This window comes from Methylobacterium sp. JK268, assembly GCF_054052225.1.
In genome coordinates, this window is record NZ_JBSVZN010000004.1 from 192,481 (window position 1) to 218,009 (window position 25,529).

Consider the following 25,529-nt stretch of genomic DNA (forward strand, 5'->3'; position numbering starts at 1 on the left):
GACGGATGAACAACGGTGAGGCCGAAGGTGAGGATCGACCCGATTTCGAAAGTGAAGCGAACGCGTGGATCACGCCCGTGATGGCGGACGAGCCCGCATCGTGGTCTCGGGACGCGGTGCCGATGCTCGCCCGCCGTGGCGCAATGCGTGGGCGTGCCCGGCTTGCCTTCTGAACTCCGTGCGGCACCGAGGGCGCGACGACGCCCACGGAGGCCACGCCCGCCCTCCTCCTGCCAGCTGCGGTGAATACGCCCCATGCAACGTATCGTGATCTTCGTGCCGGGGCTCCCCATGGGCGGCGCAGAGCGCCACTCGATCGACCTCCGGCACAGGCTGCGGCAGCGTGGCCACCACGTCGACCTGCTGGTCTTCGGACCTCGCCGCTCGCCGGCCATCCTCGCGATGCCGGGCATCGATCCCTTCATCGCGATCGGTGCCGACGGCATGTCGAAGCCGGGCGGCTGGGTGAGGGTTCATCGCGCCCTCCGGGAGACCCGCCCGACGGTCATCCTCGCCGTCAACCAGACACCCCTGATCGTGAGTGTCGTCTCGCGAGCGTTGCGCGCGACCCGGGCGCGCATCGCGTGCGTCTTCCATACGACGCTGCTGCGGGAGAGCGAGGAGCAGCGCCTGGGCCTGTTCCGGGGGGCGCTGAGGCGCGCCGATGCGATCGTCTACGTGAGCGACAATCAGAGGCGGCTCTGGGAGGGACGCGACCTGAGGGCTCCGCGGTCGGAGGTGATCCTGAACGGCATCGACCTCGACCGCTTCTCGGGCGGAGCCGCCGACCGCGCCGCGAGCCGCGGCCGACTGGGATACACCGACGACGATTTCGTGGTCGGATCGGTCGCGGCCCTCCGCCCCGAGAAGAACCAGGTTCAGATCATCGACGCGGTCGCGGACCTGCGCCGACGGGGCGTCGCGGCCCGGGGGCTGCTGGTGGGGGACGGGCCGATGCGCGAGGCGATCGTGCAGCGCTGCCGGCAGCACGGGCTGGAGGAGCAGATCACGCTCGCGGGAGAGCAGGACGACGTGCGGCCGTGGGTGGCGGCGTGCGACGTCGGCGTCCTTCCGAGCGTCGCGGTCGAGACGTTCTCGTTGTCGGCGCTCGAATTCCTCGCCTCGGGCGTCCCGATGGTCATGTCCGACATCGGAGGCGCCTCCGAAATCGTCGAGAACGGTCGGAACGGCTTCCTGTTCTCCCCCGGCGATACGCCGCAGCTGGTCGACAGGCTGTTGGACGTCTCCCAGCCGGAGCGACGCGTGTCGTTTTCCGCACAAGCCCGACCCTCTGTTCAGCATCTGGCCATCGATCGCATGGTCGATCAGTACGAAGACTTGCTCCGGACACTTTGAGTCCCATCCCATTGATGTGAACACCTGTGTGGAGCAGGGAGGCCGGAAAATTCCAAGACCTGTCTCATGCGCCATGGATCAACCGGCCCGACGCCTGCTCTGATGCACTGGCACATACAGAGGGTTCACACCACGCCTGGGCCGTGCTACCGATGCTGGATGGTTCAGACTGCGTGCATGATACTTGACGCCTCAGAACGGGCCCAGCTGTTAGCTGTTGTCACCGGTCGCAGACAATCCCTCATGCCGGTCAACCGGACGGTCTACAACACTATGCTGGCGACGCTCTGGAACTCTGCTCGGATGAGCAACCCGGCCGAGAGGGCCGGCGCAGGGGATCGACCGCGCGCGGGCACCGACGATGGTCGAGCGGATGGGACCGAGTCGGTCGAGGCTGCAGTGACCACGTGGCGGCAAACGGCCGGCGGGAACCGGTCATTCGTGGTGGCGGCGGTCACGTTCCGCCGCAGATCCGCGGTGTCGGCGCGGCCGGAGCGCCGCGCGGCCTGATCTCTTCGATCGCGCGCCGTCCCGTTCATCCCTCGCCTCCGAGGCCGCCGTTGTCGCAGCGGGTGTGCCGACCTCAGCTCCGGGATGGCTCTACGATGAGGAGTTCGGAACTTGGCTGTTGAGACACACTTTCCTCTTTTCGAGAAAGCGATTCATCATTACTTGAGAGACAAGCAAAATATCAGAATTCTGGAAGTCGGATCGGGCGATGGTAGTCTGGTCAAGGCTTTCGTCGATGCGGGATATGATGCGTTTGGATGCGATATAGTCGAGGGTCGCTTCAGCCGTTACATGAAAGATAGCTCTCGTGTGCTCCCCATCCAAATTCGACCCTACAAACTCCCATTCGGAGATAACTATTTTGACGTAGTTCTGAGCGCAAACGTTCTTGAGCACGTCAACAACAAGGAAGAAACCGCGTTGGAGATTCGCCGCGTGCTAAAAAATGGCGGATTAACTATCAATGCTTTTCCTTCAAAATGGTACATTCCTCTGGAGCCCCACATCAAAGTTCCATTTGTTTCGTGGATGTGGCCGAATGTTCCTGAACTATGGATAAAAATCTGGGCACACCTTGGAATTAGGAACGAATATCAGACCGACATGTCTGCCAAAGAAGTTTTTATGGACAACAAGAGATTTTGCACCGAAGCAATTAATTATATATCTCGCGAGAAATATCGGAAGATTTTCCAAGACATATTCACAGAAATTGATTTTCCTGCGCATCTTTACGCAAGATGGCACAACGGCAAGGCCGGATTCGTGATGAGAGCGCTTCCTGATTGGCTTAAGCCCATGATGCTCCTCTTCAGAGAGGATTTCTTGGTGGCAAGGAAAATGCCGAATGTGAGAGAGGACGGTTCAGTGCCGTCGTAGCGCGCTGGGCACGCCGCCGCAGGGAGCGCCGGCCTCATCCCGAGCCGCTCGACCGGAGCCACCGGCGACGATCGCGCGATTAGTCTGCTGCCGGAACAAGTCCCGGCTCGTTGTGGTCTCGTCGGTCCATGCGCTGCCGCGAACTCCCGGAACGTCGGCCTCCTGGATCACCGCGGTCAGCGCCTTCTCGGCCATCCGGCGCGGTTCCAGGAAGCAGGGGAGGTAGCTGCCGTTGCGCAGCTTGGGGATGCGCAGTTCCACCGTGCCGGCGCGGGTCTCCCAGTCGCGCAGGCGGTAGCCGTTGCGCTGGGCCAGCCGCTCGGGGCTCTTCTCACCGTGGGCAGCGCCGGTCCGCGCGGTGACCTCCAGCTCCATCAGGGGTTGCGCGGCAAAGCCGATCATCTCGCGCAGCTGATCGGGGCCGAGGCTCTTCTCCAACGGCGCCTGAAGGCTCATCATCTCGTCGGCCATCGGGGGTCTCCCGGGTTCGGGGTTGGTGCAAGCAACCCGATCCTAACCCGTCACCGCCGGTGACCACCCCCCCCCGCGAGAGACCCCGCCTGCTACGCCGCTGCGGAGGGCGCGCAGGCGGGATCTCTCGCCTTCGTTCAGCTACACCGCTCGGTGCAACATGACCCCTTAGCGAGGGCCGCTCACCCGGGAGCGACCTCTCCTGGCGGCGATCCGCCCGGACACGGGGCTGTGCCGGGCGCGATGCGGCCGTCCTGCCGCGCGCGGTCGAGCCGTCCGCTCAGGCGATCCGCGATCGGCGTCTTGCGATTATCGATTTCAGCTTGAGGGCCGGCCGTTCAACACCGATCCAAGAGATCGCCGCAAAGATTATCGTGATGACGAGCCCGCTTATTCGAAACAGGTTCTTGCTGTGTGTCAAACTCGGAAATGCGGAAATTAGCGCTTGGCATATCGGGAATCCGTACAGATATATACCATAGGAGAAATCGTTCCGCTTCAGCACACCTGGATACGGGACATGTGTCATGCCAAGCGTCACAGTGAAATATACGATCAGAGGAGCAAGAAGGAAGAGAGCGTAATCATAATATTTCAACACAAACGCTACGGAGAATGCGATGAGAGCAAGCCACCATGACAGCCGGATCCGATCCTTCCACGTGTACAGAGCCGCTCCGAGTGCAAAATGATTAATCAAGAACAGAGTTGAAAAATTTCCGTTAGAATATATCTCAAATCCCTCAAAACTTAGCAATGCAACAACGCAGCTGGTCGAGATCGCAGCGGCTGTCAAAGCGATTTTGTTGTAAAAAATTTTGGTGCTCATGAGAATAATCAAAAATAAATAGCAATAAAATTCACTGGGAAGCGTCCACAAATTCCAATTTACAATGCCAGGTATGCCGTAATTCCCCAGAAAAACTCCAGGCAGTTTGAATGTGACTATCCCGAATGTATTTAGAAAATAGAGATAAAATTGCTTGTCATTGAAGTAATCGATGAGTGAAAGTTCTGTGAAGAGTGGCCCAAGAACAAGTGCTGAGAGACACACTTCGACGCACAGCGCAGGCACGATGCGAAGCAATCGGAAGGACAGGAAGATCGGCACGGAGCGGGTTCGATCCGCAGAGCCGGCGACGAGGAATCCACTCAACGCAAAGAACATCGCAACGGCGAACGGCGTGACCGTATGGAAGAATATTGCGCCCTGCTCTGCGAGGCCAATGCTTTTAAGAACGCCCGCGTGTGAACCGGAATCTTGCTGACCGAGCATCGCCGCGGCGGGCGCTCGACGAATACTCTCTATGTGGACTATAAGTATAAACATGGAAAGAGAAAGCCTAAGAATGTCGAAGCCGCTACCCGTCGAGTCATGATGTCGAGATATTTTGTGCATCGCTTCACCTTTCATTTGATCTATACGCGAAAAAGACACACGCTATATTGCAATCGGTTGATATCGCACGTCTACGATCTTGCAAAGGCGATAACAGGAGCCTGGTTAAGGTCGGCGACACCGAGATACATTCTGATGCGATGCGTGGGAAAAATAGATGAATGAATTATGCGTCTCGTTACAGTGCTACTCAGCTCGCAGACTGAGGCCACAGAGCAAATCCGTCGAACCGGCGGCTGACCAGGATCAGATCTCAAGGAGCAGACTGCCCTCCCAAAGGTCAGCAGTAAGCGTGATGCGGGCGGGCAAGCGTCCTTAGAAACCGGACTGCGCGTCGACCCGGTTCACGATCCGCGACCGGCCCTTTCGGAGAGCCGCTCAGGTGAGGTGAAAGCAAAGTACCTCTGATAAACAGATCTCGGAAATAATAATTACAATGTTTCATTTCATGTAATCGTAATTCATGGATCTAAGTTTATTAAATTTTCATTTAATGCGGCAATTATCGATTTGGCAAAAGCCATTCATATGCCGAATCGAGACAAATTCTTCTGCTTCGGCAAACGAGCCGGTCACGGCGCCGAGGACCGCGTCGGGCTCTGCATCGCCGTCCCGGAGGGAGGCCCTTCCGGTGGTCAGGGCGTACGCGGGCCGTGCGACCGGCGGATGGTCGGTGGGGTTCGCGACAGGGATTGCGCCGGTCGGGGCCCGTCGGGCACCCCGGATCACCGCCTTCGCCACCGTCCGGCGGCGGGCCTGAGCGGCGTCTCCCCCCGTTGCGGCAAGCGCGGTGGCCGTCCGGCTCAGCCCGGCGAACGCGCGCTCACCGGCCGATCGACGGCAAGGCGTCGCCGGGCGATGCGGCGCCGATGTCCGCGGTTCATGCGCGACCTACATCCTGCCCCGGGGAAGCCCGCATCGTCGGCCCGGCCCCGCCGGTGGGCGGGCCCGGACGACAGCCGTCCCGCCCCGCCGGGGCGCCCCGCCAGGAGACCCGCCATGGCCCGCCAGACCGTCGCCGACCTCATCGCCGACACCCTGCACGCCGCCGGGGTGCGGCGGATCTACGGGATCGTCGGGGATTCGCTGAACGGACTGATCGATTCCCTGCGCCGCAAGCGCAGCATCGAGTGGATCCACGTCCGCCACGAGGAGGTGGCGGCCTTCGCGGCCGGGGCCGAGGCGCACCTGACCGGCGCGCTTGCCGTCTGCGCCGGGTCCTGCGGGCCGGGCAACCTGCACCTGATCAACGGGCTCTACGATTGCCACCGCTCGCGGGTTCCGGTGCTGGCCATCGCCGCCCACATCCCGTCGGCCGAGATCGGCTCGGGCTACTTCCAGGAGACCAAGCCCGAGGCGCTGTTCGCGGACTGCGCCCACTATGTCGGGCCGGTCGCCACCGTGTCGCAGATCGGGCGCACCCTCGACATCGCCATCCGGGAGGCCGTCGGCAAGAGCGGCGTCTCGGTGGTGGTGATCCCGGGCGACGTGGCGCTGGAATCGATCGAGGTGCCGACCGCGCCGCGCTGGATCACGCCGCGGCCCCCGGTGGTGCATCCCCACCCGCGGGACCTCGACGCGCTCGGCGATTTCCTGCGGGAGGCCGAGCGCGTCACGATCCTGGCCGGCGGCGGCTGCGCGGGGGCGCATGACGAGCTCGTGGCCCTGGCGGCGGCCCTGAAGGCGCCGGTGGTGCACGCCCTGCGCGGCAAGGAGCACGTCGAGTACGACAACCCCTACGACGTGGGCATGACCGGGCTGATCGGCTTCTCGTCGGGCTACCAGGCCATGATGGATTGCGACGCCCTGCTGATGCTCGGCACCGATTTCCCCTACCGGCAATTCTACCCGGAGCGCGCCCGGGTGGCGCAGGTCGACCTGGACCCGGGCCGGATCGGCCGGCGCACCCGCGTCGATCTCGGGGTGGTCGCGGACGTGCGCACCACGCTCGCCGCCCTGCTGCCGCGCCTGCCCGACCGGCCGGAGCGCGGCTTCCTCGACCGGGCGCTGGCGCATTACCGCGACGCCCGCAAGGGCCTCGACGACCTCGCGGTCGGGCATCCGGGCCGCAAGCCCATCCACCCGCAATACCTCGCCCGGATGCTCGACGGGGCGGCGGCCGAGGACGCGGTGTTCACCTGCGACGTCGGCACGCCGACGATCTGGGCCGCCCGCTACCTGACCATGAACGGGAAGCGGCGGCTGCTCGGCTCCTTCTGGCACGGCTCGATGGCGAACGCCCTGCCGCAGGCGATCGGCGCCCAGGCCGCCTTTCCGGACCGGCAGGTGATCTCCTTCTCGGGCGACGGCGGCTTCGCCATGCTGATGGGCGACCTCCTCACGCTGAGGCAGCAGGGCCTGCCCGTGAAGGTGATCGTGCTCAACAACGGCACGCTCGGCTTCGTGGAACTGGAGATGAAGGCCTCCGGCTTCCTCGACACCGGCGTCGCTCTCGACAACCCGGACTTCGCCCGCGTGGCGGAGGCGGCGGGCGTGCGCGGCCTGCGCGTCGAGGACCCGGCCGATCTCGACGGCGCCCTGCGGGAGGCCTTCCGGCACGACGGCCCGGCCCTCGTCGACGTGGTCACGAACCGCCAGGAACTCGCCCTGCCGCCGAAGACCACGATGGAGCAGGCCAAGGGCTTCGGGGTCTACCTCGCGCGGGCGATCATCAGCGGGCGCGGCGACGAGATCGTGGAACTGGCGCGCACGAACCTCCTTCGCTGAGCGCGGGGCCCGCTCAGCCGGTGCGCCGGGCCCTCCAGCGCCCCGCGCAGGGAACGGGCCCGGCGAGCGACCAGCGGCCGGTGCCGGCCGCCGCGCGCAGCCGGCCGGTGACCGTGATACTGGCGAGCCCTTGGCGGATCGCACCCGTGATTCGGCCGTCGGCGCCGGCCCGTCCCGACGCGTCGACGCCGGTGCCGCCGGCATCGTCCACGATCCCGTCGCGGATCACGATCGGGTAGCGGTAGGGGCCCGCGCAGGTCCCGCTCTCGGTCGTCGCCACGACCGCCCAGGTCCCGTCGAACGCGCGGCCGGTCGCGGCGGGCGCGGCCGATGCGGCCGCCAGGGTGAGAACCAGGAGGGGCGGACCCACGGCCCGGCGAAGTCGGTTCATGATCTCCTCTGCTTCGATCGTCCCGCCGGTCGCGGGCGCACCCGCCGCGACCGGCGGGCATGGGAGCCTCAGCTCTCGCCGAGATCCCGCAGCATCACGCTGCGGGCCCGGCTGACGCGGCTCTTCACCGTCCCGACCGGACAGCCGAGCACCTCGGCCGCCGCCTCGTAGGACAGCCCCTCCACCGCCACGAGGAGCAGCGCCTCGCGGAAGGCGGGTTCGAGCCGGTCGAGGGCCGCCTGAAGGTCGCGGATCGCGAGCCGGTGGTCCTGCCCGGCCGGCTCGGCGAGGTCGGTCGCGTGCCGTCCGTCCGGATCCGCCACCTCGAGACGATGCTTGCGCCGCCCGTTGACGAAGCCGTTGCGCAGGATCGTGAACAGCCACGCCAGCAGGTTGGTGCCGGGCTCGAACCGGGCCCGGTGCTCCCAGGCCTTGAGCAGGGTGGTCTGGACGAGGTCGTCGGCCTCCGCGGCGTGGCGAGTCAGCGACAGCGCGTAGCGGCGCAGCCGCGGCACAGTCCCGATGAGGTCGCCCCGGAAGCCGGCGGGAACCTGGTGCTCGGCCTCGGCCGCGTCGAGCGCCGCGCAAAGGCGCTCGACCACACGCCCGAGGCGCGATTCGCCGTCGAGGTGGACAACCTCAGGGTAGTATTCGCGGAGCAGCAATCCGAGATGCGCCTGTCCGGCGGCGATCGCGTCCCCTGTCTGAGTGGTTGGAATTGGCTGTTCGTCAACTGTCTGCACGGAACGTCAACTCATGGCGGGTGCGAGCGGGCAGTCATCGCTGGCTTCCTACCCCATTCTCGCGGTCGTGACTTATTTAGTCACAGTCAAAACTGCGTCAATGGTATATCTATACCGGTGCAGCATACGCCAAAAGGAGGATCCAACTCGGCGTAGGCCATCGGTCTCGACGCCATAGGGATCGGCCGCGCGGCGCGGCCCTTCGGCGAGCATCGGCCGCGCGGCGCGGCCCTGGGGAATGGCGCCGGTCGCCCCACATTCGACGGGCGTTGACGACGGCACGCCGCCCCACGAGACGCCCGAGGTGATCGATGCCCCACCGGCCCCACTCCGTCCTGCCGCTCCTGGCGCGGCAGGCCGCCAAGCTCCTCGGGCTCGCCGCCCTCGGCGGAAGCGGCGCGTGGCTCGCCTACAGTCGGCTGGCGATCGATCACCGGGTCCCGCTGCCGCGTGTCCTGCCGGGTGCCCTGGAAGAGCTGCGCACGCCCGACGGCCGCGTCGCCCTGCACGGCAGCGCCGGAGGATCCGGCACGCCGCTGCTTCTCGTCCACTCGATCAACGCGGCGGCGAGCGCCTACGAGGTCCGCCCCCTCTTCATGCAGGCTCTCGGCGGCCGCCCCGTCTACGCGGTCGAACTGCCCGGATTCGGCTTCTCGGAGCGGCGGCGCCGGCTCTACACACCGGACGTCATGGTGCGGGCGATCCAGGCGGCGGCGGCGGAGATCCGGCGCCGGCACGGGGGCGGCCCGATCGACGCGGTCGCGCTCTCCCTCTCGGCCGAGTACCTCGCCCGGGCGGCCGTCGAGCGGCCGGCGGATTATCGCCACCTCACGCTCATCAGCCCGACCGGGTTCGACGCGCGGCTCTCCGGTGGCGGCCCCGCCGGCGGGCACCGCGGCAAGGACGGGCTGCGCGCCGCCCTCGACGCGCCGCCCTGGGGACGCGCCCTGTTCGACGCCCTGGTCAGCCGCCCGAGCATGCGCTTCTTCCTGGAGAAGACCTGGGGCGCCCGGGACATCGACGAGGGCCTGCTCGCCTACGGGTACGCCTCGGCCCACCAGCCGGGGGCCGAGCACGCGCCGTTCTGCTTCATCGCCGGCCACCTCTTCCCGACCGACGCCACCACCCTGTACGAAGCCCTCGACCACCCGGTCCTGGTGCTCCACGGCACGCGCGGCGACTTCGTCGACTACCGCGACCTGCCCCGCTTCGCCGCGCGGCGCAACTGGACCGTGCGGCGCCTGGAGACGGGCGCCTTCCCGCATTTCGAGGATCTCGCGGCGGTGACGCGCGCCATCGACCGCGCGCAGGCGGAACTCGAGGCGGGGGCGGGCCGAATCGGGCCGGGAGGCCGCGAGACGAAGCCGGTCGCCTGATCGCTCCTGCGACGGGCCGGTCTCCCGCGGGTGCCCTCGTCCAGTGCCGGGCCGAACGGGCGGGTGCCTGCCCTCGGTCAGGGGCGGTCGTGCATTTCGGGTTGCGCGGGTTTCCGCTTCGTCGGACCCTGCTGTTGCGGCACGCCGCCAAGATGGGGCCTCGGCTCGATTTTGCGCGGCCCCTCATTGAAGCCCGTCGTCGCCGCGCGATGTTTGACGGTGGACGGTCCCGCTTCGACCGGGCCGCCGGAGAGAGGGGAGGACCGCCATGAGACGCCTGCGGCCACTCGCGTCCGCGCTCGCCATCTGCCTGCCGGCCACGGCCGCCCTGGCGGAGGTGAAGGCCGGGCCGGTGCTGATGCATTGGGGGATGTGCGAGGCGTCCGGCGCAGTCCCGTATCCGGCCGGCAGCTTCGGGGACCGCTTCCTCGTGGTGAACGACGAGGACAATGTCCTTCGCCTCTACAAGGCCGAGGAGACCGGCGCGCCGCTGCCGCTCAAGGGGGCGGATCTCGGCGAGGCGTTCGGCCTCGGCGCCGGCGACGCGGCGACGAAGGCGGATCTCGAAGCCGCGACCTGGCTCGGGTCGGACCTCGTGGTGCTGGGGTCACACAGCCGTTCCAACGACGGCGAGGTGCGCGAGCCGCGCCGTCAGGTGGCGGCCATGACCCTGGCCGGCCCGTCCGACGCGCCGGCCCTGACGCCCAAGGGAACGGCCTTCCACGGCCTCGCCAAGGCGCTGGCGGCCCTGGATCCGCGCTTGGCCGAGCGCATCGCCCTCGACCTGCCGAAGCGGCCCGACCTCAGCCCGCGGCGGCGCGGCTTCAACATCGAGGGGCTCGCCCCCGCCCCGGACGGGCGCGGGCTGCTGATCGGACTGCGCAACCCGCTCAGCGCCGACAACGACGCGATGCTGGTGCCCTTCGAGAACCCGGCCGAGGTGCTGGGGAGCGGCGCCGCGCCCAAGGTCGGCAAGCCGATCGGCCTCGACCTCAAGGGGCGCGGCATCCGCGACATCGCCTATGCGGCGCAGGCCAAGGCCTATTTCATCATCGCGGGCGGGTCGGGGAGCGGCGGCGAGGCCTTCGACCTCTACCGCTGGTCCGGCGAGGCGGGCGCGGCGCCGAGCCGGGTGCCCGGCGTCGCCGCGGCCCTCGCCGCCATCCCGGACTTCCAGCCCGAGGGCCTGCTCGTCGCCCCCGACGGCAGCAAGGTGCGCCTCCTCAGCGACGACGGCGACACCTGCCCGGCGCGGCGGCCACAGGCCTTCCGCAGCGTGCTCCTGGAGCTGAACTGAGACGCGGCGCCGGACGGGATCCGCCCGGTCCGGCGTCCGCGCCCCGGAGAGCCAAGCCTCCACCGGCGGGTGCGCCGCTCGCCGTCACGCGCCGGGATCGGCGTCCCCGGTCGCGGCCGGTCCGGCCCGGCGACGCGCCTCCTCGCGGCGCCGGTCGCGGCGCAGGACCCAGAGCTGCCAGGCGGCCAGACCCAGGACGGCGCCGAAGCCGAGGGCGAGGTCCAGAATGCCGAAGAGGTGATCGCTCACGACGGCGCGGCGCCGCCGACACCCTCGCGCTCGCGCAGCACCTCGATCAGATCGAGCACCCGCACCGCCTGCGCCCCGAGATCCCACCACGCCGGCGGCCGGGCGGCGCGCACGAGCGGCTGCGCCGCGACGGCCTCCACCAGGAACGCGGCCTCGGGCAACGGCGGCAGACCCAAGTCCTCGGCCGCGTGCGGCAGCGCCGCCCTCGCGAGGAGCTGCGCCTTGCGGGTGCCCGGGACGCGAGCCCGGCGAGAGACTGGATCGAGCCCGCCGCGTTCGAGGTCGCGGCCGATCTCGGCGTAGATCAGGCCCGCGGCGCGCACCGCCGGCCGGCAGCCGGGCGGCAGCAGGGCGATGCCCGACTGCGCACGGGCATAGAGGAGGTCGGCCGCTCGCAGCAGCCGCGCCACCACCCCGGCGAGCGCGGGGCTCGGCGCCGGATCGGCCAGGAAGGCGGCCGGGTCGATCCCGGCCTCGCGCAGCCAGGATTCGGGCAGGTAGAGGCGGCCGGTGCGCGCGTCCTCGCCGACGTCACGGGCGACGTTGGTGAGCTGCATGGCGATACCGAGGTCGCAGGCCCGCGCCAGGGCCTGCGGCGAGCGCTCGCCCATCACCAGCGTCATCATCGCCCCGACGGAGCCCGCCACCCGGGCCGCGTAGGCGACGAGCGCGGACAGGTCCGGGGGGCGACGCCCTTGCGCGTCCCAGGCGAGCCCGTCGAGGAGCGCGGCCGGCAGCGCTTCCGGGATGGCGTGCCGGGCCACGATCTCGGCGAGCGCCCGGTCGGCGGGCGCGTCGAGGGGGCGGCCCGCATAGGCGCGGGCGAGCCGGTCGCGCAAGGAGGGCACCGCGTCGGCCCGGGCCCCCGCCCCGTCCACCGCGTCGTCGGACAGGCGGCAGAAGGCGTAGAGCCCGTAGGCATCCCGCCGCACGGCGCGGGGCAGCAGCCAGGAGGCGGCGTAAAAGCTGCGCGAGCCGTCCCGGATCGCCGCCCGGCAGGCGGCGTGGTCGGCGGGACGGGCGAGCGGGAGATCAGGCGAAGACGGCGGCATCCGGCACCACGCGATCGAGGATCTTCGAGGAAGAGAGCACGCCGGGCAGCCCGGCCCCCGGATGGGTGCCGGCGCCGACGAGGTAGAGGTGGCGCACCGACCCGCTGCGGTTATGCGGGCGGAAATACGCGCTCTGGGTGAGGATCGGTTCGAGGCCGAACCCCGCGCCGCGCCAGGCCAGGAAATCGTCGCGAAAATCGAGCGGCGTCGTCACCCGCGAGGTGACGAGGGCGTCCGACAGGCCCGGCAGCACGGTGGCTTCGAGATGCGCGGCGATGCGCCGCCGGTAGGGCTCGGCGAGCGCTGCCCAGTCCTGCCCGCCGGCGAGGTTCGGCACGGGGCTCAGCACGTAGAAGGCGTCGCAGCCCGGCGGCGCGAGGGCCGGATCCGTGGCGGTGGGGCGGTGCAGGTAGAGGCTGACATCCTCCGCCAGAACCTTGCGGTCGAAGATGTCGGAGAGCAGCCCCCGATAGCGCGGCCCGAGCAGGATCGTGTGGTGCGCGAGGTCCGGGTAGGTGCGGTTCGTGCCGAAATACCAGACGAACAGCCCCATGGAGGACTGCGCCCGCGCGAGCCGCCGCTCCCGCCAGCCCCGCGCCTCCGGCGGCAGCAGGTTGAGGGCGGTCCAGACCGAATCGGCGTTCGACACCACGATGTCGGCGGGAACCTGCGTGCCGTCCGCGAGGGCGACCCCGCGGGCGGTGCCGTCCTCGACGAGGATGCGGGCCACCTCGGCGCCGCAGCGCACCGCGCCGCCCTGCCCCTCGATCAGCCACACTAGCCCGCGCACCAGGGCGCCGGTGCCGCCCATCGCCGAGTGCACGCCCCAGCGCCGCTCCAGGGCGGCGATCAGGCAGTAGATCGCGCTCGCCCGGAAGGGCGAGCCGCCGATCAGCAGCGGGTGGAAGCTGAACGCCGTGCGCAGGCGCTCGTTGCGGAAGATGCGCGAGACCAGCCCATAGACGCTGCGATGTCCGCCCAGGCGCAGGAGATCGGGGGCAATGCGCAGCATGTCGGCGACGGCTCCGAAGGGCACGTGGCCGAGTTGCTCGAACCCGACCCGGCAGATCTCCTCCGAGACCGCCATGAAGCGGTCGTAGGCGGCGGATTCGCCTGGAGCCAACCGCTCCACCTCGGCCCGCATCGTCTCGGCCTCGCCGGACATGGCGAAGGTGGCGCCGTCGTCGAAGCGGATCCGGTAGAAGGGCCGCATCGGCACGAGCGTCACGTCGTCGGCGAGGCGCCGCCCGCACAGGGCCCACAGTTCCTCGAACAGGAACGGCGCGGTGACGATGGTCGGCCCGGCATCGAAGGTGAAGCCGTCCTGGCGGTGGACCCGCGCCCGCCCGCCGGGCTGGTCGAGGCGCTCCAGCACGGTGACGGCGTAGCCCCGCGCGCCGAGCCGCACCGCCGCGGCGAGTCCGCCGAAGCCGCTGCCGATCACCACTGCGCGGGGCTGGCGCCGGGCGGGAACGACCCGCGGCGGCGCCTCGTCGAGTGTCAACATAAGTTGACACTATCTTCGGGGAACGGGGGCGTGGCAAGAGGGAACGAGGCCGTTCAGGCGACCACCCCCTCCCGCCCCGCCGCCTCCCGGACCAGCCCCGCGACCACCTCCGGCTTCTCCTCGTGGGCGAGGTGGCCGAGGCCGCGCAGCAGCTCCACCCGGGGCCGCCCGCCGAGCCGGTCGGCGAGCCCGAAGGACACGTCCGGCGCGATGGTGCGGTCCTCGCCTCCAACGATCAGCAGCAGCGGCACCGCGAGGCGCGGGAGATCCCGGTCGAGGGCGACGAGGTCCCAGTTCGCCATCATGCCGAGCGCCCCCGCCACGTGGGCGGGCTTCTGGAACAGGCGGCGGTAGAGGTCGAGGCCGGCACGGTCGAGGGTCGAGCCGGTGCCGCGGATCAGCCGCTCCACGGCCGCGCGGTCGGCCGACCACGCGAAGACGCGGGGCGTGACGGGGTTGAGGAACAGGGCGCGGGCCATGGCGGGGAAGATCAGCCCGGCCATGCCCGGAAAGGGCTTGAGCGCCGCGTTGAGCCCGACGAGCAGGCGGGGTGCCAGCACGCCGTCGAGACAGAGGCGGGCCGCGATCGCGGCGCCGGCCGAGTGGCCGACGACGACCTGCGGCGCGGCGCCCAGCACCCGCAGCAGCTCGGCCACGGCACGGGCCATGCGCGGCAGCGACGGCGACGACAGCGCGTCCGTGAAGCCGTGCCCGGCCAGGTCCGGGGCGATCACCCGGAAGTCGCGGGCGAGCAGCGGCATCAGCCCCCGCCAGGAATGGGTCGCCGCGCCGGTGCCGTGCAAGAGCAGGAGCCCCGGCCCCTCGCCCATCTCCTGCACGTGCCAGGTGAGGCCGCCCGCCTCCACGAAGCGGCTCGCCTCGCGGTTCGGCCAGTCGCGGCCCTCCCGCGCGAAGGCGGGTCTGTCGTCGGAGAGGAGCATCCTCATTCAGCCCGGCGGCGCGGCCTCCCGCACCGCCCGGGACAGGCGCGCGGCGTCGGCCTGCGGCAGGGCGAGATAGCGCGCCGCCAGGGCCTCGGCGAGGCGGCGAGCGCCGTCCTGCGGGCGGGCGGCGGTGTCGATCACCAGGGCGCGGGTCCCGCCCTCGGCCAGGGCCCGCGCGGCGGCGAGCGCGTCCGCCTCCGCCCGCGCCCGGCCCGGCGCCCCGTCGCGCGCCACGTTGGCGCGGCCGTCGGTGAGCAGCACGAGGACGGGGCTGCGCCCGGCGCGCCGCTCCGCGGCGGCGACGCGCGCGGCCGCGTCGAGCCCCGCCGCCAGCGGCGTGCCGCCGCCGCCGGGGAGCGCCGCGAGCGCGCGCTTGGCCCGCACCAGCGCGCGGGTCGGGGCGAGCAGCAGGTCCGCCCCGCGGCCCCGGAAGGCGACGAGGGCCACCCGGTCGCGGCGCACGTAGCACTCGCCGAGCAGCAGCTCGACGGCCCCCTTGGCCTCGGCCAGCCGCTCCAGGGCGGCGGAGCCGGAGGCGTCGACCGCGAAGACCGTCGTGGTCTCTCGGCTCTGCACGAGGCGGCGGATGCGCAGGTCGTCCGCGGCGATCCGGATGCGCGCCACCCCGTCGCCGCGCCGCAGCCGCTGCCAGGGCGCGGCGGCGCGCAGGGTCTCGACCAGGGCGAGGCGCCCGCGCCGCGGGTCGCCGGGCCGGGCGCCCACCGGGCGGCCGCGGCGGGCCTGGGACGCGGCGGCCCCCGCCCGGCCGGACCCGGCGATCCGGGCGCGCTGTCCGGCTCCCGCCAGCAGCCGGGCGAGGAGCCCGGGCGGCAGGCTCGCCGCCGCGGCCGCGAGGAGGCGGTCGTCCTCGCCCATGGCCTCGGCGGGACCCGGCTCCGGCGCCTCGCCGTCCGGCGGCGGCGCGGGCGGAGGCGATTCCGCCTCCTGCGGCCAGACCGTCGCGCGGGGCGCGAGCACGAGGGCCGTCGCGGCCGCGATGTCCTGGTCCTCCACGGCCGCGCGCCCCGCCAGGGCCGCGTGCAGCCGCGCCGCGCGCAGCGCCAGGAGCGGCGCCCGCAGCGAGGCGATGCCGAGCCGGGCGGCGAGCGCGCAGAGCGTCGCGGCCTCCTCCTCGCCGGCGGCCGGATCCCGCCCGCGGCACGCTGCGAGGTCCGGGAGCGGCGGCGTGGCGGCGAGCGCGCCCGCGGGCACCGCGTCGAGGTCGAGGTGGAGCGCCGACCGGTCCGCGAGGCAGGCGGGCAGCACCTCGTCCTCGCCCTCTCCCTCGTCGAGGAGCACGAGGCCGAAGCGCGCCGGGAGCCGCGTGGCGACGCCGTCGCGGGCGAGGTCGACCGCCCCCGCGTCGAGGGCCTGCGCGATCCGCGCCGCAGCGCCGGCGCCGAGCCGCTCGGCCATCGGCACGACGATCACCCCGCCATGGGCGCGGGCGAGCAGGCCCGGCTGCAGCACCGGCCGACCGGTCCGCAGCGTCGCGGGTAGGTCGAGTCCGCCGAGGAGCGCGTCGTCGGCGATTCCGGCGGGCAGCCGGGCGACCGGACTCCCGGCCGGCAGCAGGGCGCGCAGGCGGTCGAGCCAGGCGTCGCGCACCGGTCCCGGCCGGGCGCGCAGCACGATCCCGAGGCCCGCCGGATCGAGCGCCGCGAGCGCCGCCGCGAGGCAGGCGCGCGCCCAGGTCGCGTCCGGCGCGGCGCTCACCCGAGCACCTCCGAGAGCGCGCGGGCGACCCGCGCCTCGGACCCGGCCTCGTCGAGGGGGTTGCGGCGCAGGCGGTGGCCGAGGGAAGCGGGGGCGACCTCGCGCAGGTGAGCGACCGTGACCTCCGGCGCGCCGTCGAGGGCCGCCAGGGCCCGGGCCGCGCGCATCAGCGTGAGTTCGCCGCGCAGGCCATCGGTGCCGAGGGCCAGGCAGAGCCGCGCGGCGGCCTCCAGGACAGCATCCGGCAGGTCGAGGCCGGGCAGGCGCGCGCGCGCCGCCAGGATCCCGTCGCCGAGCCGTCCCTCCTCGGCCGCCCATTCGCGGGCGAAGCCGGCCGGGTCGCGCTCGTAGGCGTCGCGCCGCCGCACGATCGCCACCCGGGCGGCGAGGTCGGCGGGAGTCGCCACCGCCACCGCGAGGCCGAAGCGGTCGAGGAGCTGCGGGCGCAGGTCGCCCTCCTCCGGGTTGCCGCTGCCGACGAGGACGAAGCGCGCCGGGTGGCGCAGGCTCAGGCCCTCGCGCTCCACCGTGTTGACGCCGGAGGCCGCCACGTCGAGGAGCAGGTCGACGAGGTGATCCTCCAGCAGGTTGACCTCGTCGATGTAGAGGAAGCCGCGGTTGGCGCGGGCGAGCAGGCCCGGCTCGAAGGCCTTCTCGCCGGCCCCGAGCGCCTTGCCGATGTCGAGGGCGCCGACGACGCGATCCTCGGTGGCGCCGAGCGGCAGGTCGACCACCGGGACCGGCACCTGCTGCACCGGCAGGCCCTTCGGGAGGCGGGTGGCGCAGGCGGCGCACAGGCCGGCCTCGTCGGCAGGGTCGCAGGAATAGGCGCAGCCCGCCACCGCGCGCATCGGCGGCAGCAGCGCGGCGAGCGCCCGCACCGCCGTGGACTTGCCGGTGCCGCGGTCACCGAAGACCAGCACGCCGCCCACCGCCGGATCGACCGCCGCCACCAGGAGCGAGCGCTTCATCGCCTCCTGGCCGACGATGGCCGAGAACGGATAGGGCGGCCGCACGGCGACCGGAACGGGCGCCGGCGGCGCGACGAAGCCCGGCTTCGGAGCCCGCCGGGACAGGGCCGATTGGGTGAGCGCCACGACGTCTCCTGGGCTTCGGGCGGGGCACAGCCAGCATCCGCCAGGAGGGGCGGAGTGTCCAATGAAATTGACATTCTGAACGTTCAAATCGATCTGACACTTGGGACGCGGGCGCCCTCACCCTCCCCCCTCTGCGGGGGAGGGTGGCCTGCGGAGCAGGCCGGGAGATGGGCCGGCGCGACGCTGATCCAGGGGCCGCCCGTCACCACGCTTCAGGCCGATCCGGCATCGTGGTTCCCCTCTCCCGCCCGGCTCCGCCGGGCACCCTCCCCCGCAGAGGGGGGAGGGTTGGGGATGCGCCCGACTCACGCCGCCCGCGCCAGCCCGATCCGCCCCCAGATCATCCCGAGCGCGTCGGCGAGATGCGCGATGTCGGCGTCGCTGTGCAGCGGCGAGGGCGTGATGCGCAGGCGCTCGGTGCCGCGGGGCACGGTCGGGTAGTTGATGGGCTGCACGTAGATCGCGAACTCGTCCAGGAGCTCGTCGCTGATCCGCTTGCACAGGACCGGGTCGCCCACCATCACCGGGACGATGTGGCTGTCGTTATCCATCACCGGGATGCCGATCGCCGCGAGGCGGCGGCGCACCGCCGCGACGCGGTCCTGGTGGCGGGCGCGCTCGGCGCCGCTCGCCTTGAGGTGGCGGATGCTCGCCGCCGCCCCCGCCGCGATGGCGGGCGGCAGCGAGGTGGTGAAGATGAAGCCCGAGGCGAAGCTGCGCACGAAGTCGCACAGGGCCGCCGAGGCCGCGATGTAGCCGCCCGAGACCGCGAAGGCCTTGCCGAGCGTGCCCTCGATGACCGTGAGGCGGTGCATCAGCCCTTCGCGCTCGGCGATGCCGCCGCCGCGGGGCCCGTAGAGCCCGACCGCGTGGACCTCGTCGAGATAGGTCATGGCCCCGTGCGCCTCGGCGACGTCGCAGAGTTCGGCGATCGGCGCGATGTCGCCGTCCATCGAGTAGACCGACTCGAAGGCGACGAGCTTCGGCAGGCCGGGGGCGACCCGGCTCAAGCGGCGATCGAGGTCCTCGGGATCGTTGTGGCGGAAGATGTGGCGCTCGGCGCGGCTCGCCCGGATCCCCTCGATCATCGAGGCGTGGTTGCCCTCGTCGGAGAAGACCACGCAGCCCGGCAGCTTGCTCGCGAGCGTGCCGAGCCCGGCCCAGTTGGACACGTAGCCCGACGTGAACAGGAGCGCCGCCTCCTTGGCGTGCAGGTCGGCGAGTTCCTGCTCCAGGAGCACGTGGTAGTGGTTGGTGCCCGAGATGTTTCGGGTGCCCCCCGCCCCGGCGCCGCAGCGGTCGATCGCCTCGTGCATCGCCGCCGTCACCACCGGGTGCTGGCCCATGCCGAGATAATCGTTGGAGCACCACACCGTCACCTCGCGGGTGCCATGGGCGCCGTGCTGGGTGGCGTAGGGAAAGCGCCCGGCCTGCCGCTCCAGGTCGGTGAAGACGCGGTAGCGTCCCTCGCGGTGGAGGCCCTGGAGCGCGGAGGCGAAGAACGAGTCGTAGTCCATGGGGCTCCCCTGGGGATCGCGTGGGGCGGGAGGGCGGTCAGGGCGCGGTGGCGCGGGTGTCGTCGGCGGCGGGGCGGCGGGACAGGCCCCAGCCCCAGAGCGCCGCGGAGGGCAGCGGCAGCATCAGGAAGCCGTGCTCCAGGATCGCGAGCGCCATCAGCGTCGCCATCATGGTGTGGCCCGCCCGCTTGAAGGCGGAGGCGCTCTCGGTCACGGCGGGGTGCAGCAGCACCAGGAGGAAGCCGGTGGCGAGGATCATCGCCACCGGGAAGAGCGCGTTCATCGGCGCGCGCCGGAAGAAGCTGCCGAGGTAGCGCAGGTGCTCGGGCAGGAACTCGGTGTGGTGGTTGCGCACGCCGAGGAACAGGTTGAGCCGCGCGCTGAGGTTCATCCCCCACAGGACGAGGTAGGTCCACAGCGCGATGCGGTTCGGGCTTCCCGCCGTCAGGTAGGCGACCGCGACCGCGCCGAGGATGATCGCCGCCTCGTGCCAGAGATTGGTGGCCGCCGCCGCGCCGAACCGGGCGAGGCCCTGCGCGGCGGGCGTCTCGGCGGTGCGCCGCGGTCCGGTCAGGTAGCCCATGTAGAAGGCCATCTCCTGCCAGCCCCAGACGATCAGCGCCGCGGTGAACGCCGCGTAGGCCCCCGCCTCGCTCTCCGCGCCGGCGCTGCGGGCAATGGCCCAGAAGGCACCGAGGAGCGCGAGGCTCGTCGCCGCGAAGCTCCAGGCGTGGGTGCGGCGCGGCCGGTGGTTCAGCCAGAGGATCACCCCGGTCAGGAACCACCAGATCACGACGGCGTAGAGGATCGGCGCGGCGTAGGTGGACATGGCGGCGCTACCAGGCGGGGCTGAGGCGGATCTGCGCGGGCATCGGGTTCGTCTTCGCCGGCAGCAGCATCAGCCGCCCGAAGGCAAGGGCCGCCCGCGCCGCGTGGGCGGCGTGGCTCAGACGCCCGAGGAGGCCGCCCCGCGCCTTCGCGTCCTCGATCCCCCGCGCGCAGGCGAGGAGCCGCTCCAGGCCCGCCGCGAAGGCCGGGTGGTCGAGGTCGAGGGTGAGCGGGAAGACCTGCCGCGAGATCTCCGAGGTGATCGCGAAGACGGTGGCGTCGTACTCGCTCGGCACGATCCCGAGCGCCTGGTGGAAGGCCGGCCGGCAATGGTCGCGCACGTACATCGTGCAGAACACCGCCAGCAGGAAGAACTTGATCCAGTAGGTGTTGACGCCCGAGAGCAGCTTCGGATTGGCGCGCATCAGCAGCGCGAAGGCCTCGCCGTGGCGGAACTCGTCGTTGCACCACTTCTCGAACCACTTGAAGATCGGATGGAAGCGGCGGTCCGGATGCCGCTCGAGGTGCCGGAAGATGGTGATGTAGCGGGCGTAGCCGATCTTCTCGGAGAGGTAGGTGGCGTAGAAGATGAACTTCGGCCGGAAGTAGGTGTACTTCTTGGCCCGGGTCAGGAAGCCGAGGTCGATGCCGACGCCGAAATCCTTGAGCGTGTCGTTGATGAAGCCGGCGTGGCGGGCCTCGTCGCGGCTCATGAAGCCGAACAGCTCGCGGATGTCCTTGTTCTTGGCGCGCTTGCGCATCTCCGCGTAGAGGACGCAGCCCGAGAACTCGGCGGTGATCGACGAGACCAGGAAGTCCAGGAATTCCTTGCGCAACTCCCGATCGAGCGTCGAGAGGTCGATGTCGAACTCGGCATTGCGCACGAAGTGGCGCTTGTTCGGGTCGCTACGCATCTCGGCGATGAGGACGTCCCACTCGGCGCGGACCGGCTCGACATTGGTGCGGTCGAGTTCCTCGAAGTCCGTGGTGTAGAAGCGCGGGCTCAGGAAGGTGGTGGACTGAGCCGTGCGGGTGCTCTCGTTCGGGGTGGGGAGGGAAGTCGCGCTCATAGCCGCGTCCTTTCCGAGAAGCTGACTTCGTAGAGTTCGGTGAGTTCGAAATGGCCCGCGATGCGGGTCCAGAGGCGCTCGACCGCGCCGGCGCGCACCACGGTCGCGGTGCGGCGCACCACGATCCGCTCGCCGTAGGGCACCTCCGTCGGCGCGTCGTGCACCGTCACCTCGTCGCCCGGCTCGGCGACGATCCCGCCGTCGAGCGTCACGTGGGCGTGCAAGCTCTCGGCCGTCTGCTCGATCTCGATCGTGCAGGGCACCTCGATGCGGCGTCCGCCGCCCAACCACTGCATCACGATGCGCCCCTCCCCTGGTCGAGCAGCCGCGCGAAGGCGGCCGCGTTGGTGGTCCCGAAGGCTTCGAGGTTGATCCGCCGGCCCGAGGCCACGTCGTCGAGCGACAGCGTGCCGTCGTCCCAGCGGGTGAGGCGGAAGGGCGGCTCGCGCGGCAGCCCCTCGCGCAGGCGCGCCTGGGCCATCACCCGCAGGGTGGCGCGCAGGAAGCCGTCCTCGCCCGGTTGCACCACCGTGACGAGGCGGCCGTTCCGGGCGTCGCTGAGCGCGATGCTGCCGCCGTCCCGGTCCTCGACGGCGAGGTCGAGCACCTGGACCGGATGCGCCGCCGGCATGTGCGTGGTGCCCACATCCGTGAAGCGCCCGATCGCCACGGCGCCGAGGGCGAAGGCGATCAGGAGGGCGGCAGCGCGGATCTGCGCGCGGGGCACCGGCATGTGCATGTCGGACATCGCGGCCTCCTCACGATGCCGCCGCCGCGAGGCGGCCGGGCAGGTCGGGCAGGGCGGCGGGCGCGACCGGCAGGCCCTGCACGGGCTGGCCGTTCGCCTCGGCGAGGGCGGCGGCGAGGCGCGCGGCCAGGGCCTCGGCCTCCGGCACGCAGCGCAGCATCGGCTCCGGCCGGGTCAGCCGCCAGGGCCGGGCGTGCGGCCACAGGTGCAGGTAGGCGAGCCGGGTGCCGGCCTTGAGCAGCAGCGGGACGTCGCCCGAGCCGTCGTGGAAGCGCCGCAGGGACGCTGCCTCGATCTCCCGCAGCGGCAGGTTCACGGTGAGCTGCAGCGCGATGCCGATCCGCAGCATCAGCCGCCGGTCGGTGAGCGTGTAGACCGTGGTGCGGCTCGCCGCCCAGGCGAGGGCGAGGAGGAGCGCGAGGGCGAGCGCCCCCGCCTCCAGCGCCGGCAGCGCCGCCAGGGGCCGGCCGGTGGCCCCGGCCTGCCAGGCCCCGAGCAGCCCGAAATAGGCCGCCACGAGGTCGACGTGGAAGACGCGCCGGGCGAGGGGCAGCATCGCCGGGCGGGCCTGCCAGAGCAGGCGCTCGCCCTCGGGCAGCGGGGCGGGCAGCCCCTCCGGGATGGGCCGGCCGGTCACAGGAGCGGCTCCTCGCGGCCGGGCGTCGCGTAGAGCGTGCCGGCGCCGAAGAAGGCCATGATCCGGTCCTCCTCGCGGATGGTCACGCTGTCGGCGTCGCGGTGGGCGGGCGTCCCGGCGAATTGCCCGGCGAGCAGGGCCTCGACCACGACGCGCCCGTTGCCGCCCTGGACGTCGGCGAAGACGACCGGCACCAGCACGGTGCGGCCCGAGGCGCCCGCGAGGGCGACCTCGTAGTAGCGGGGCAGCGACTCGCCGCGATCGATCCAGATGTCCCGGACCGTGCCGGCCACCGCCCGGTCGGCGCCGACCACCGGCAGGCCGCGGGGATCGGTGTTCTGCTTCGCGACCACGAACTCGGTGGCGACGCGCATCGGCACGATGCGGTGCTTGCCCTCCCAGGTCAGGTCCGGCGTGTCGGTGCGCTCGGCCCAGGCGCCGGGGCCGACGCCGTCGCCGAGGCGCGCATCGTCCCGCGCGGTCGGCTCGATCGGCGCGCCGGGCCAGACCTCCCGCTTGACGGCCTTGAGCGGGCCGGTCGGCCCCTCCTCGGGCCGCGGCGCCAGCACGGTCTTGCCGTCGGCCAGCACGAAGGCCTTCGGGCTCGGCAGGAACAGCCAGTCCCAGCCCTGGAGGCCGCCCCGCGTCTCGGATTCGAGGGGGTAGCCCTCCCGGCGGTCCTCCCGGCGCAGGTAGAAGACGAGGCCGGTGAAGAAGATCCAGAAGGCGTAGAGCACGACCTGCGCGACGTCGATGTAGCTCGTGATGGCACCCTTGGGCATGGTGGCCTCCTTCAGGGCAGGGCCGGGCGGGCGGTGAGCGGGGTTCGGTCGGGCCGGCGGCGCACCAGCGGCCCGATCGCCACCAGGGTGGCGAACAAGAGGGCGATCTCGACGTGGTAGACGACGAGGTAGCCGGTCGAGGGATCGGTGAGCGCCTCGCCGAGGCGGCCGTTGACCGCGAGCGCCGAGCCGGCGTCGCGCAGGATGCCGCTCGCGGCGATCGCCGCGCCGGCCGCGCTCGCCTGCACGGCCCCCCAGGCGCCGAGGGCGAGGCCCGCCTGCTCGGGCGCGGCATCGGCCATCGAGGCGGTGAGCGTGCCGTGGGCGAAGAGGCCGCCGCCGACGCCGATCAGCGCGACCCCGCAGGCGAACAGTCCGCCGGAGCCGAGCGGCGCCGCGAAGACCACCGCCGAGAAGGCCGCGATGCCGACCACCGCCCCGGCCGCCGCGACCCGGAACGGATCGCCGCCGCGGTTGAGCCAGCGCGCGGCCGTGAGAAGCCCGGCCCCGCCGCCCACCGCCAGCACCGCGGTGAGCGCGGTCGTGGCGGCGACGGGCAGGCGCAGGATCTGGCCGCCATAGGGTTCGAGCAGGATGTCCTGCATGCTGAACCCCGCCGTGCCGAGGCCCGTGGCGAGGAGCCGCCGCCGGGCGCGGGGCTGCGCCGCGTAGGCCGCCCAGGCCTCGGCGAAGCCGCGGGCGGGCGCGGCTCGGCGCGAGGGATCGCGCGGCTCCTGCTTCCACAGGGCGATCCCGTTCAGCACCAGGGTGGCGAGCGCCGCGCCCTGGATCACCTGGATCAGCCGGATCGCCGAGAAGTGGTGGAGCGCCAGCCCGAACACCACCGCGCTCGCCATCATGCCGGCGAGCAGCATGGCGCAGAGCAGCGCCACCACCTTCGGGCGGGCCTCGGCGGGGGCGAGGTCGGTGGCGAGCGCCAGCCCGACCGTCTGCGTGGTGTGGAGGCCGGCCCCGACCAGCACGAAGGCTAGCGCCGCCGCCGCCTGCCCGACCACGATCGGCCCGGTCGTGTCGCCGGACAGGATCAGCAGCGCGAAGGGCATGATCGCGAATCCGCCGAACTGCAGCAGCGTGCCGAACCACAGGTAGGGCACGCGCCGCCAGCCCAGCACCGAGCGGTGGGTGTCCGACCGGAACCCGACCAGCGCCCGGAACGGCGCGGCGAGCAGCGGCAGCGACAGCATCACGGCGACGATCCAGGCCGGCACGTCGAGTTCGACGATCATCACCCGGTTGAGCGTGCCGATCAGCAGCACCGCCGCCATCCCGACCGTGACCTGGAACAGCGACAGCCGCAGCAGCCGCCCGAGCGGCAGCGCCTCCGTGGCCGCGTCCGCGAAGGGCAGGTAGCGGGGCCCGAGATCCGCGAGGGCCCGGGCGAGGCGGGTCGCCGCGCTCATCGGCGCACCACCTCCAGGGCGTTGGAGAGGTAGAAGCCGCTGGTGATCCGCCGCGACCGCGCCAGCGAGAATCCGGCGAGGCCGGGCTCGCGGGCGATGCGGCGGCGCAGGCTGCCCTCGCCCACCGGCTCGATCGCGGGCGCCCGGTCGCCCCGCGGGAAGAGACGGCCGGCCGCGTGCATCAGGGTCAGCAATGGCGTGCGCGGCGCCACCGTGAACAGCAGCGAGCCCTCGGTGCGGGCGGCGAGCGCGGCCAGCGCCCGCACGATGTCGGGGCTGCGGTAGTGGATCAGCGAATCCATCGCCACGACGTGGTCGAAGCGCCCGAGGCGCGCGTCGAGCATGTCGCCGACCCGGAAGTCGAGGCGGCCGGCGAGGGCCGGGTCGGTGCGCTCGCGGGCGAGGCCGACCAGCGTCGGCGAGACGTCGACGGCGACCACCTCGGCGCCGCGCCGCGCTGCCTCGACGGCGAGGGCACCGGTGCCGCAGCCGGCATCGAGCAGGCGCCGCCCGGAGAGGTCGGCGGGCAGCCAGGACAGCAGTCCGGCCCGCATCGCGTCGCGGCCCGCCCGCACCGTGGCGCGGATGCGGCTCACCGGCGCGTCGGAGGTGAGCCGCGCCCAGGCCTCGACGGCGGTGCGGTCGAAATAGGTCTCGAGCTGCGAGCGGCGGGCCGCGTAGGTCGGGCTGGTCATGGGTGCTGGCCTCCGAAGGCTCGCGCCTCAACCCTCCCCCCACTGCGGGGGAGGGTGGCCTGCGGAGCAGGCCGGGAGAGGGGCAGCGCGACGCTGATCAAGGTGACTCCCGCACCA

At 71.4% G+C, this 25,529-nt stretch carries 24 protein-coding genes and 1 pseudogene; 6 read left to right on the plus strand and 19 right to left on the minus strand.

All coding sequences use genetic code 11. The features are described 5' to 3' along the window. Window positions 1–5: 5 nt before the first annotated feature. From ACW9J6_RS06435 to ACW9J6_RS06445, 3 genes are all read left to right on the plus strand, one after another. Window positions 6–173, plus strand: a complete 168-nt coding sequence (locus tag ACW9J6_RS06435; protein ID WP_457115618.1) for a hypothetical protein — start codon at window positions 6–8, stop codon at window positions 171–173. An 82-nt stretch (window positions 174–255) separates the two neighbouring features. Continuing rightward, entirely contained in the window at window positions 256–1,356 is a 1,101-nt protein-coding gene (locus tag ACW9J6_RS06440; protein ID WP_457115619.1) for a glycosyltransferase, read from the plus strand. 621 nt (window positions 1,357–1,977) lie between these two features. After that, the gene (locus ACW9J6_RS06445) at window positions 1,978–2,745 is read left to right on the plus strand and encodes a class I SAM-dependent methyltransferase (RefSeq protein WP_457115620.1); all 768 of its coding nucleotides are present in this window, start codon (window positions 1,978–1,980) and stop codon (window positions 2,743–2,745) included. 141 nt (window positions 2,746–2,886) lie between these two features. Here ACW9J6_RS06445 and ACW9J6_RS06450 read toward each other — a convergent pair. Both ACW9J6_RS06450 and ACW9J6_RS06455 read right to left on the minus strand, forming a co-directional pair. Next, window positions 2,887–3,216, minus strand: a pseudogene (locus ACW9J6_RS06450) (transposase); the annotation flags it as partial. A gap of 280 nt (window positions 3,217–3,496) precedes the next feature. After that, the gene (locus tag ACW9J6_RS06455) at window positions 3,497–4,630 is read right to left on the minus strand and encodes an acyltransferase family protein (RefSeq protein ID WP_457115621.1); all 1,134 of its coding nucleotides are present in this window, start codon (window positions 4,628–4,630) and stop codon (window positions 3,497–3,499) included. 984 nt (window positions 4,631–5,614) lie between these two features. Here ACW9J6_RS06455 and poxB point away from each other — a divergent pair. Beyond that, window positions 5,615–7,342 (plus strand): ubiquinone-dependent pyruvate dehydrogenase, encoded by a 1,728-nt coding sequence (gene poxB, locus ACW9J6_RS06460; protein WP_457115622.1) that lies wholly within the window; start codon window positions 5,615–5,617, stop codon window positions 7,340–7,342. Window positions 7,343–7,355: 13 nt separating this feature from the next. On the opposite strand, the gene ACW9J6_RS06465 is transcribed toward poxB, so the two are convergent. Both ACW9J6_RS06465 and ACW9J6_RS06470 read right to left on the minus strand, forming a co-directional pair. Beyond that, window positions 7,356–7,733: a hypothetical protein gene (locus ACW9J6_RS06465; protein WP_457115623.1), complete on the minus strand. Its 378-nt coding sequence runs from the start codon at window positions 7,731–7,733 to the stop codon at window positions 7,356–7,358. 68 nt (window positions 7,734–7,801) lie between these two features. After that, window positions 7,802–8,398 (minus strand): sigma-70 family RNA polymerase sigma factor, encoded by a 597-nt coding sequence (locus ACW9J6_RS06470; RefSeq protein ID WP_457115624.1) that lies wholly within the window; start codon window positions 8,396–8,398, stop codon window positions 7,802–7,804. 389 nt (window positions 8,399–8,787) lie between these two features. Here ACW9J6_RS06470 and ACW9J6_RS06475 point away from each other — a divergent pair, with 389 nt between their 5' ends. Both ACW9J6_RS06475 and ACW9J6_RS06480 read left to right on the plus strand, forming a co-directional pair. Continuing rightward, window positions 8,788–9,852, plus strand: coding sequence for an alpha/beta fold hydrolase (locus ACW9J6_RS06475; protein ID WP_457115625.1), 1,065 nt, complete (start codon window positions 8,788–8,790; stop codon window positions 9,850–9,852). 268 nt (window positions 9,853–10,120) lie between these two features. Continuing rightward, window positions 10,121–11,149 carry a DUF3616 domain-containing protein gene (locus ACW9J6_RS06480; protein WP_457115626.1) on the plus strand — a complete coding sequence of 343 codons (1,029 nt, stop codon included), beginning with the start codon at window positions 10,121–10,123 and terminating at the stop codon, window positions 11,147–11,149. A gap of 84 nt (window positions 11,150–11,233) precedes the next feature. On the opposite strand, the gene ACW9J6_RS06485 is transcribed toward ACW9J6_RS06480, so the two are convergent. The 15 genes from ACW9J6_RS06485 to bchM form a co-directional block, all read right to left on the minus strand. Continuing rightward, window positions 11,234–11,398, minus strand: a complete 165-nt coding sequence (locus ACW9J6_RS06485) for a hypothetical protein (protein WP_457115627.1) — start codon at window positions 11,396–11,398, stop codon at window positions 11,234–11,236. Beyond that, window positions 11,395–12,450, minus strand: coding sequence for a phytoene/squalene synthase family protein (locus tag ACW9J6_RS06490; RefSeq protein ID WP_457115628.1), 1,056 nt, complete (start codon window positions 12,448–12,450; stop codon window positions 11,395–11,397). Before ACW9J6_RS06490 ends, ACW9J6_RS06485 begins: the two co-directional genes overlap by 4 nt. Continuing rightward, on the minus strand, window positions 12,431–13,957 hold the full coding sequence (locus ACW9J6_RS06495) for a phytoene desaturase (RefSeq protein WP_457115629.1): 1,527 nt from the start codon (window positions 13,955–13,957) through the stop codon (window positions 12,431–12,433). The genes ACW9J6_RS06490 and ACW9J6_RS06495 overlap by 20 nt, the downstream gene beginning before the upstream one ends. A 53-nt stretch (window positions 13,958–14,010) precedes the next feature. Continuing rightward, window positions 14,011–14,898, minus strand: coding sequence for an alpha/beta fold hydrolase BchO (gene bchO, locus ACW9J6_RS06500; RefSeq protein ID WP_457115630.1), 888 nt, complete (start codon window positions 14,896–14,898; stop codon window positions 14,011–14,013). A 6-nt stretch (window positions 14,899–14,904) separates the two neighbouring features. After that, window positions 14,905–16,617, minus strand: a complete 1,713-nt coding sequence (locus tag ACW9J6_RS06505; RefSeq protein ID WP_457115631.1) for a magnesium chelatase subunit D — start codon at window positions 16,615–16,617, stop codon at window positions 14,905–14,907. Next, window positions 16,614–17,633, minus strand: coding sequence for a magnesium chelatase ATPase subunit I (bchI, locus tag ACW9J6_RS06510; protein ID WP_457115766.1), 1,020 nt, complete (start codon window positions 17,631–17,633; stop codon window positions 16,614–16,616). The genes ACW9J6_RS06505 and bchI overlap by 4 nt, the downstream gene beginning before the upstream one ends. Before the next feature lie 386 nt (window positions 17,634–18,019). Next, window positions 18,020–19,231: a 5-aminolevulinate synthase gene (hemA, locus tag ACW9J6_RS06515; RefSeq protein WP_457115632.1), complete on the minus strand. Its 1,212-nt coding sequence runs from the start codon at window positions 19,229–19,231 to the stop codon at window positions 18,020–18,022. Window positions 19,232–19,268: 37 nt separating this feature from the next. Then, window positions 19,269–20,060, minus strand: a complete 792-nt coding sequence (gene puhE, locus ACW9J6_RS06520) for a putative photosynthetic complex assembly protein PuhE (protein WP_457115633.1) — start codon at window positions 20,058–20,060, stop codon at window positions 19,269–19,271. 7 nt (window positions 20,061–20,067) lie between these two features. After that, window positions 20,068–21,129 (minus strand): magnesium-protoporphyrin IX monomethyl ester (oxidative) cyclase, encoded by a 1,062-nt coding sequence (acsF, locus tag ACW9J6_RS06525; RefSeq protein WP_457115634.1) that lies wholly within the window; start codon window positions 21,127–21,129, stop codon window positions 20,068–20,070. Next, window positions 21,126–21,425 (minus strand): hypothetical protein, encoded by a 300-nt coding sequence (locus ACW9J6_RS06530; RefSeq protein ID WP_457115767.1) that lies wholly within the window; start codon window positions 21,423–21,425, stop codon window positions 21,126–21,128. Before ACW9J6_RS06530 ends, acsF begins: the two co-directional genes overlap by 4 nt. Further along, window positions 21,425–21,877, minus strand: a complete 453-nt coding sequence (gene puhC, locus ACW9J6_RS06535) for a photosynthetic complex assembly protein PuhC (protein ID WP_457115635.1) — start codon at window positions 21,875–21,877, stop codon at window positions 21,425–21,427. Before puhC ends, ACW9J6_RS06530 begins: the two co-directional genes overlap by 1 nt. Window positions 21,878–21,887: 10 nt before the next feature. Further along, on the minus strand, window positions 21,888–22,514 hold the full coding sequence (puhB, locus tag ACW9J6_RS06540; protein ID WP_457115636.1) for a photosynthetic complex putative assembly protein PuhB: 627 nt from the start codon (window positions 22,512–22,514) through the stop codon (window positions 21,888–21,890). Further along, window positions 22,511–23,296, minus strand: coding sequence for a photosynthetic reaction center subunit H (puhA, locus tag ACW9J6_RS06545; RefSeq protein WP_457115637.1), 786 nt, complete (start codon window positions 23,294–23,296; stop codon window positions 22,511–22,513). The genes puhB and puhA overlap by 4 nt, the downstream gene beginning before the upstream one ends. Window positions 23,297–23,307: 11 nt before the next feature. Next, window positions 23,308–24,717: an MFS transporter gene (locus ACW9J6_RS06550; protein ID WP_457115638.1), complete on the minus strand. Its 1,410-nt coding sequence runs from the start codon at window positions 24,715–24,717 to the stop codon at window positions 23,308–23,310. After that, entirely contained in the window at window positions 24,714–25,412 is a 699-nt protein-coding gene (gene bchM / locus ACW9J6_RS06555; RefSeq protein ID WP_457115639.1) for a magnesium protoporphyrin IX methyltransferase, read from the minus strand. The genes ACW9J6_RS06550 and bchM overlap by 4 nt, the downstream gene beginning before the upstream one ends. Window positions 25,413–25,529 lie beyond the last annotated feature (117 nt).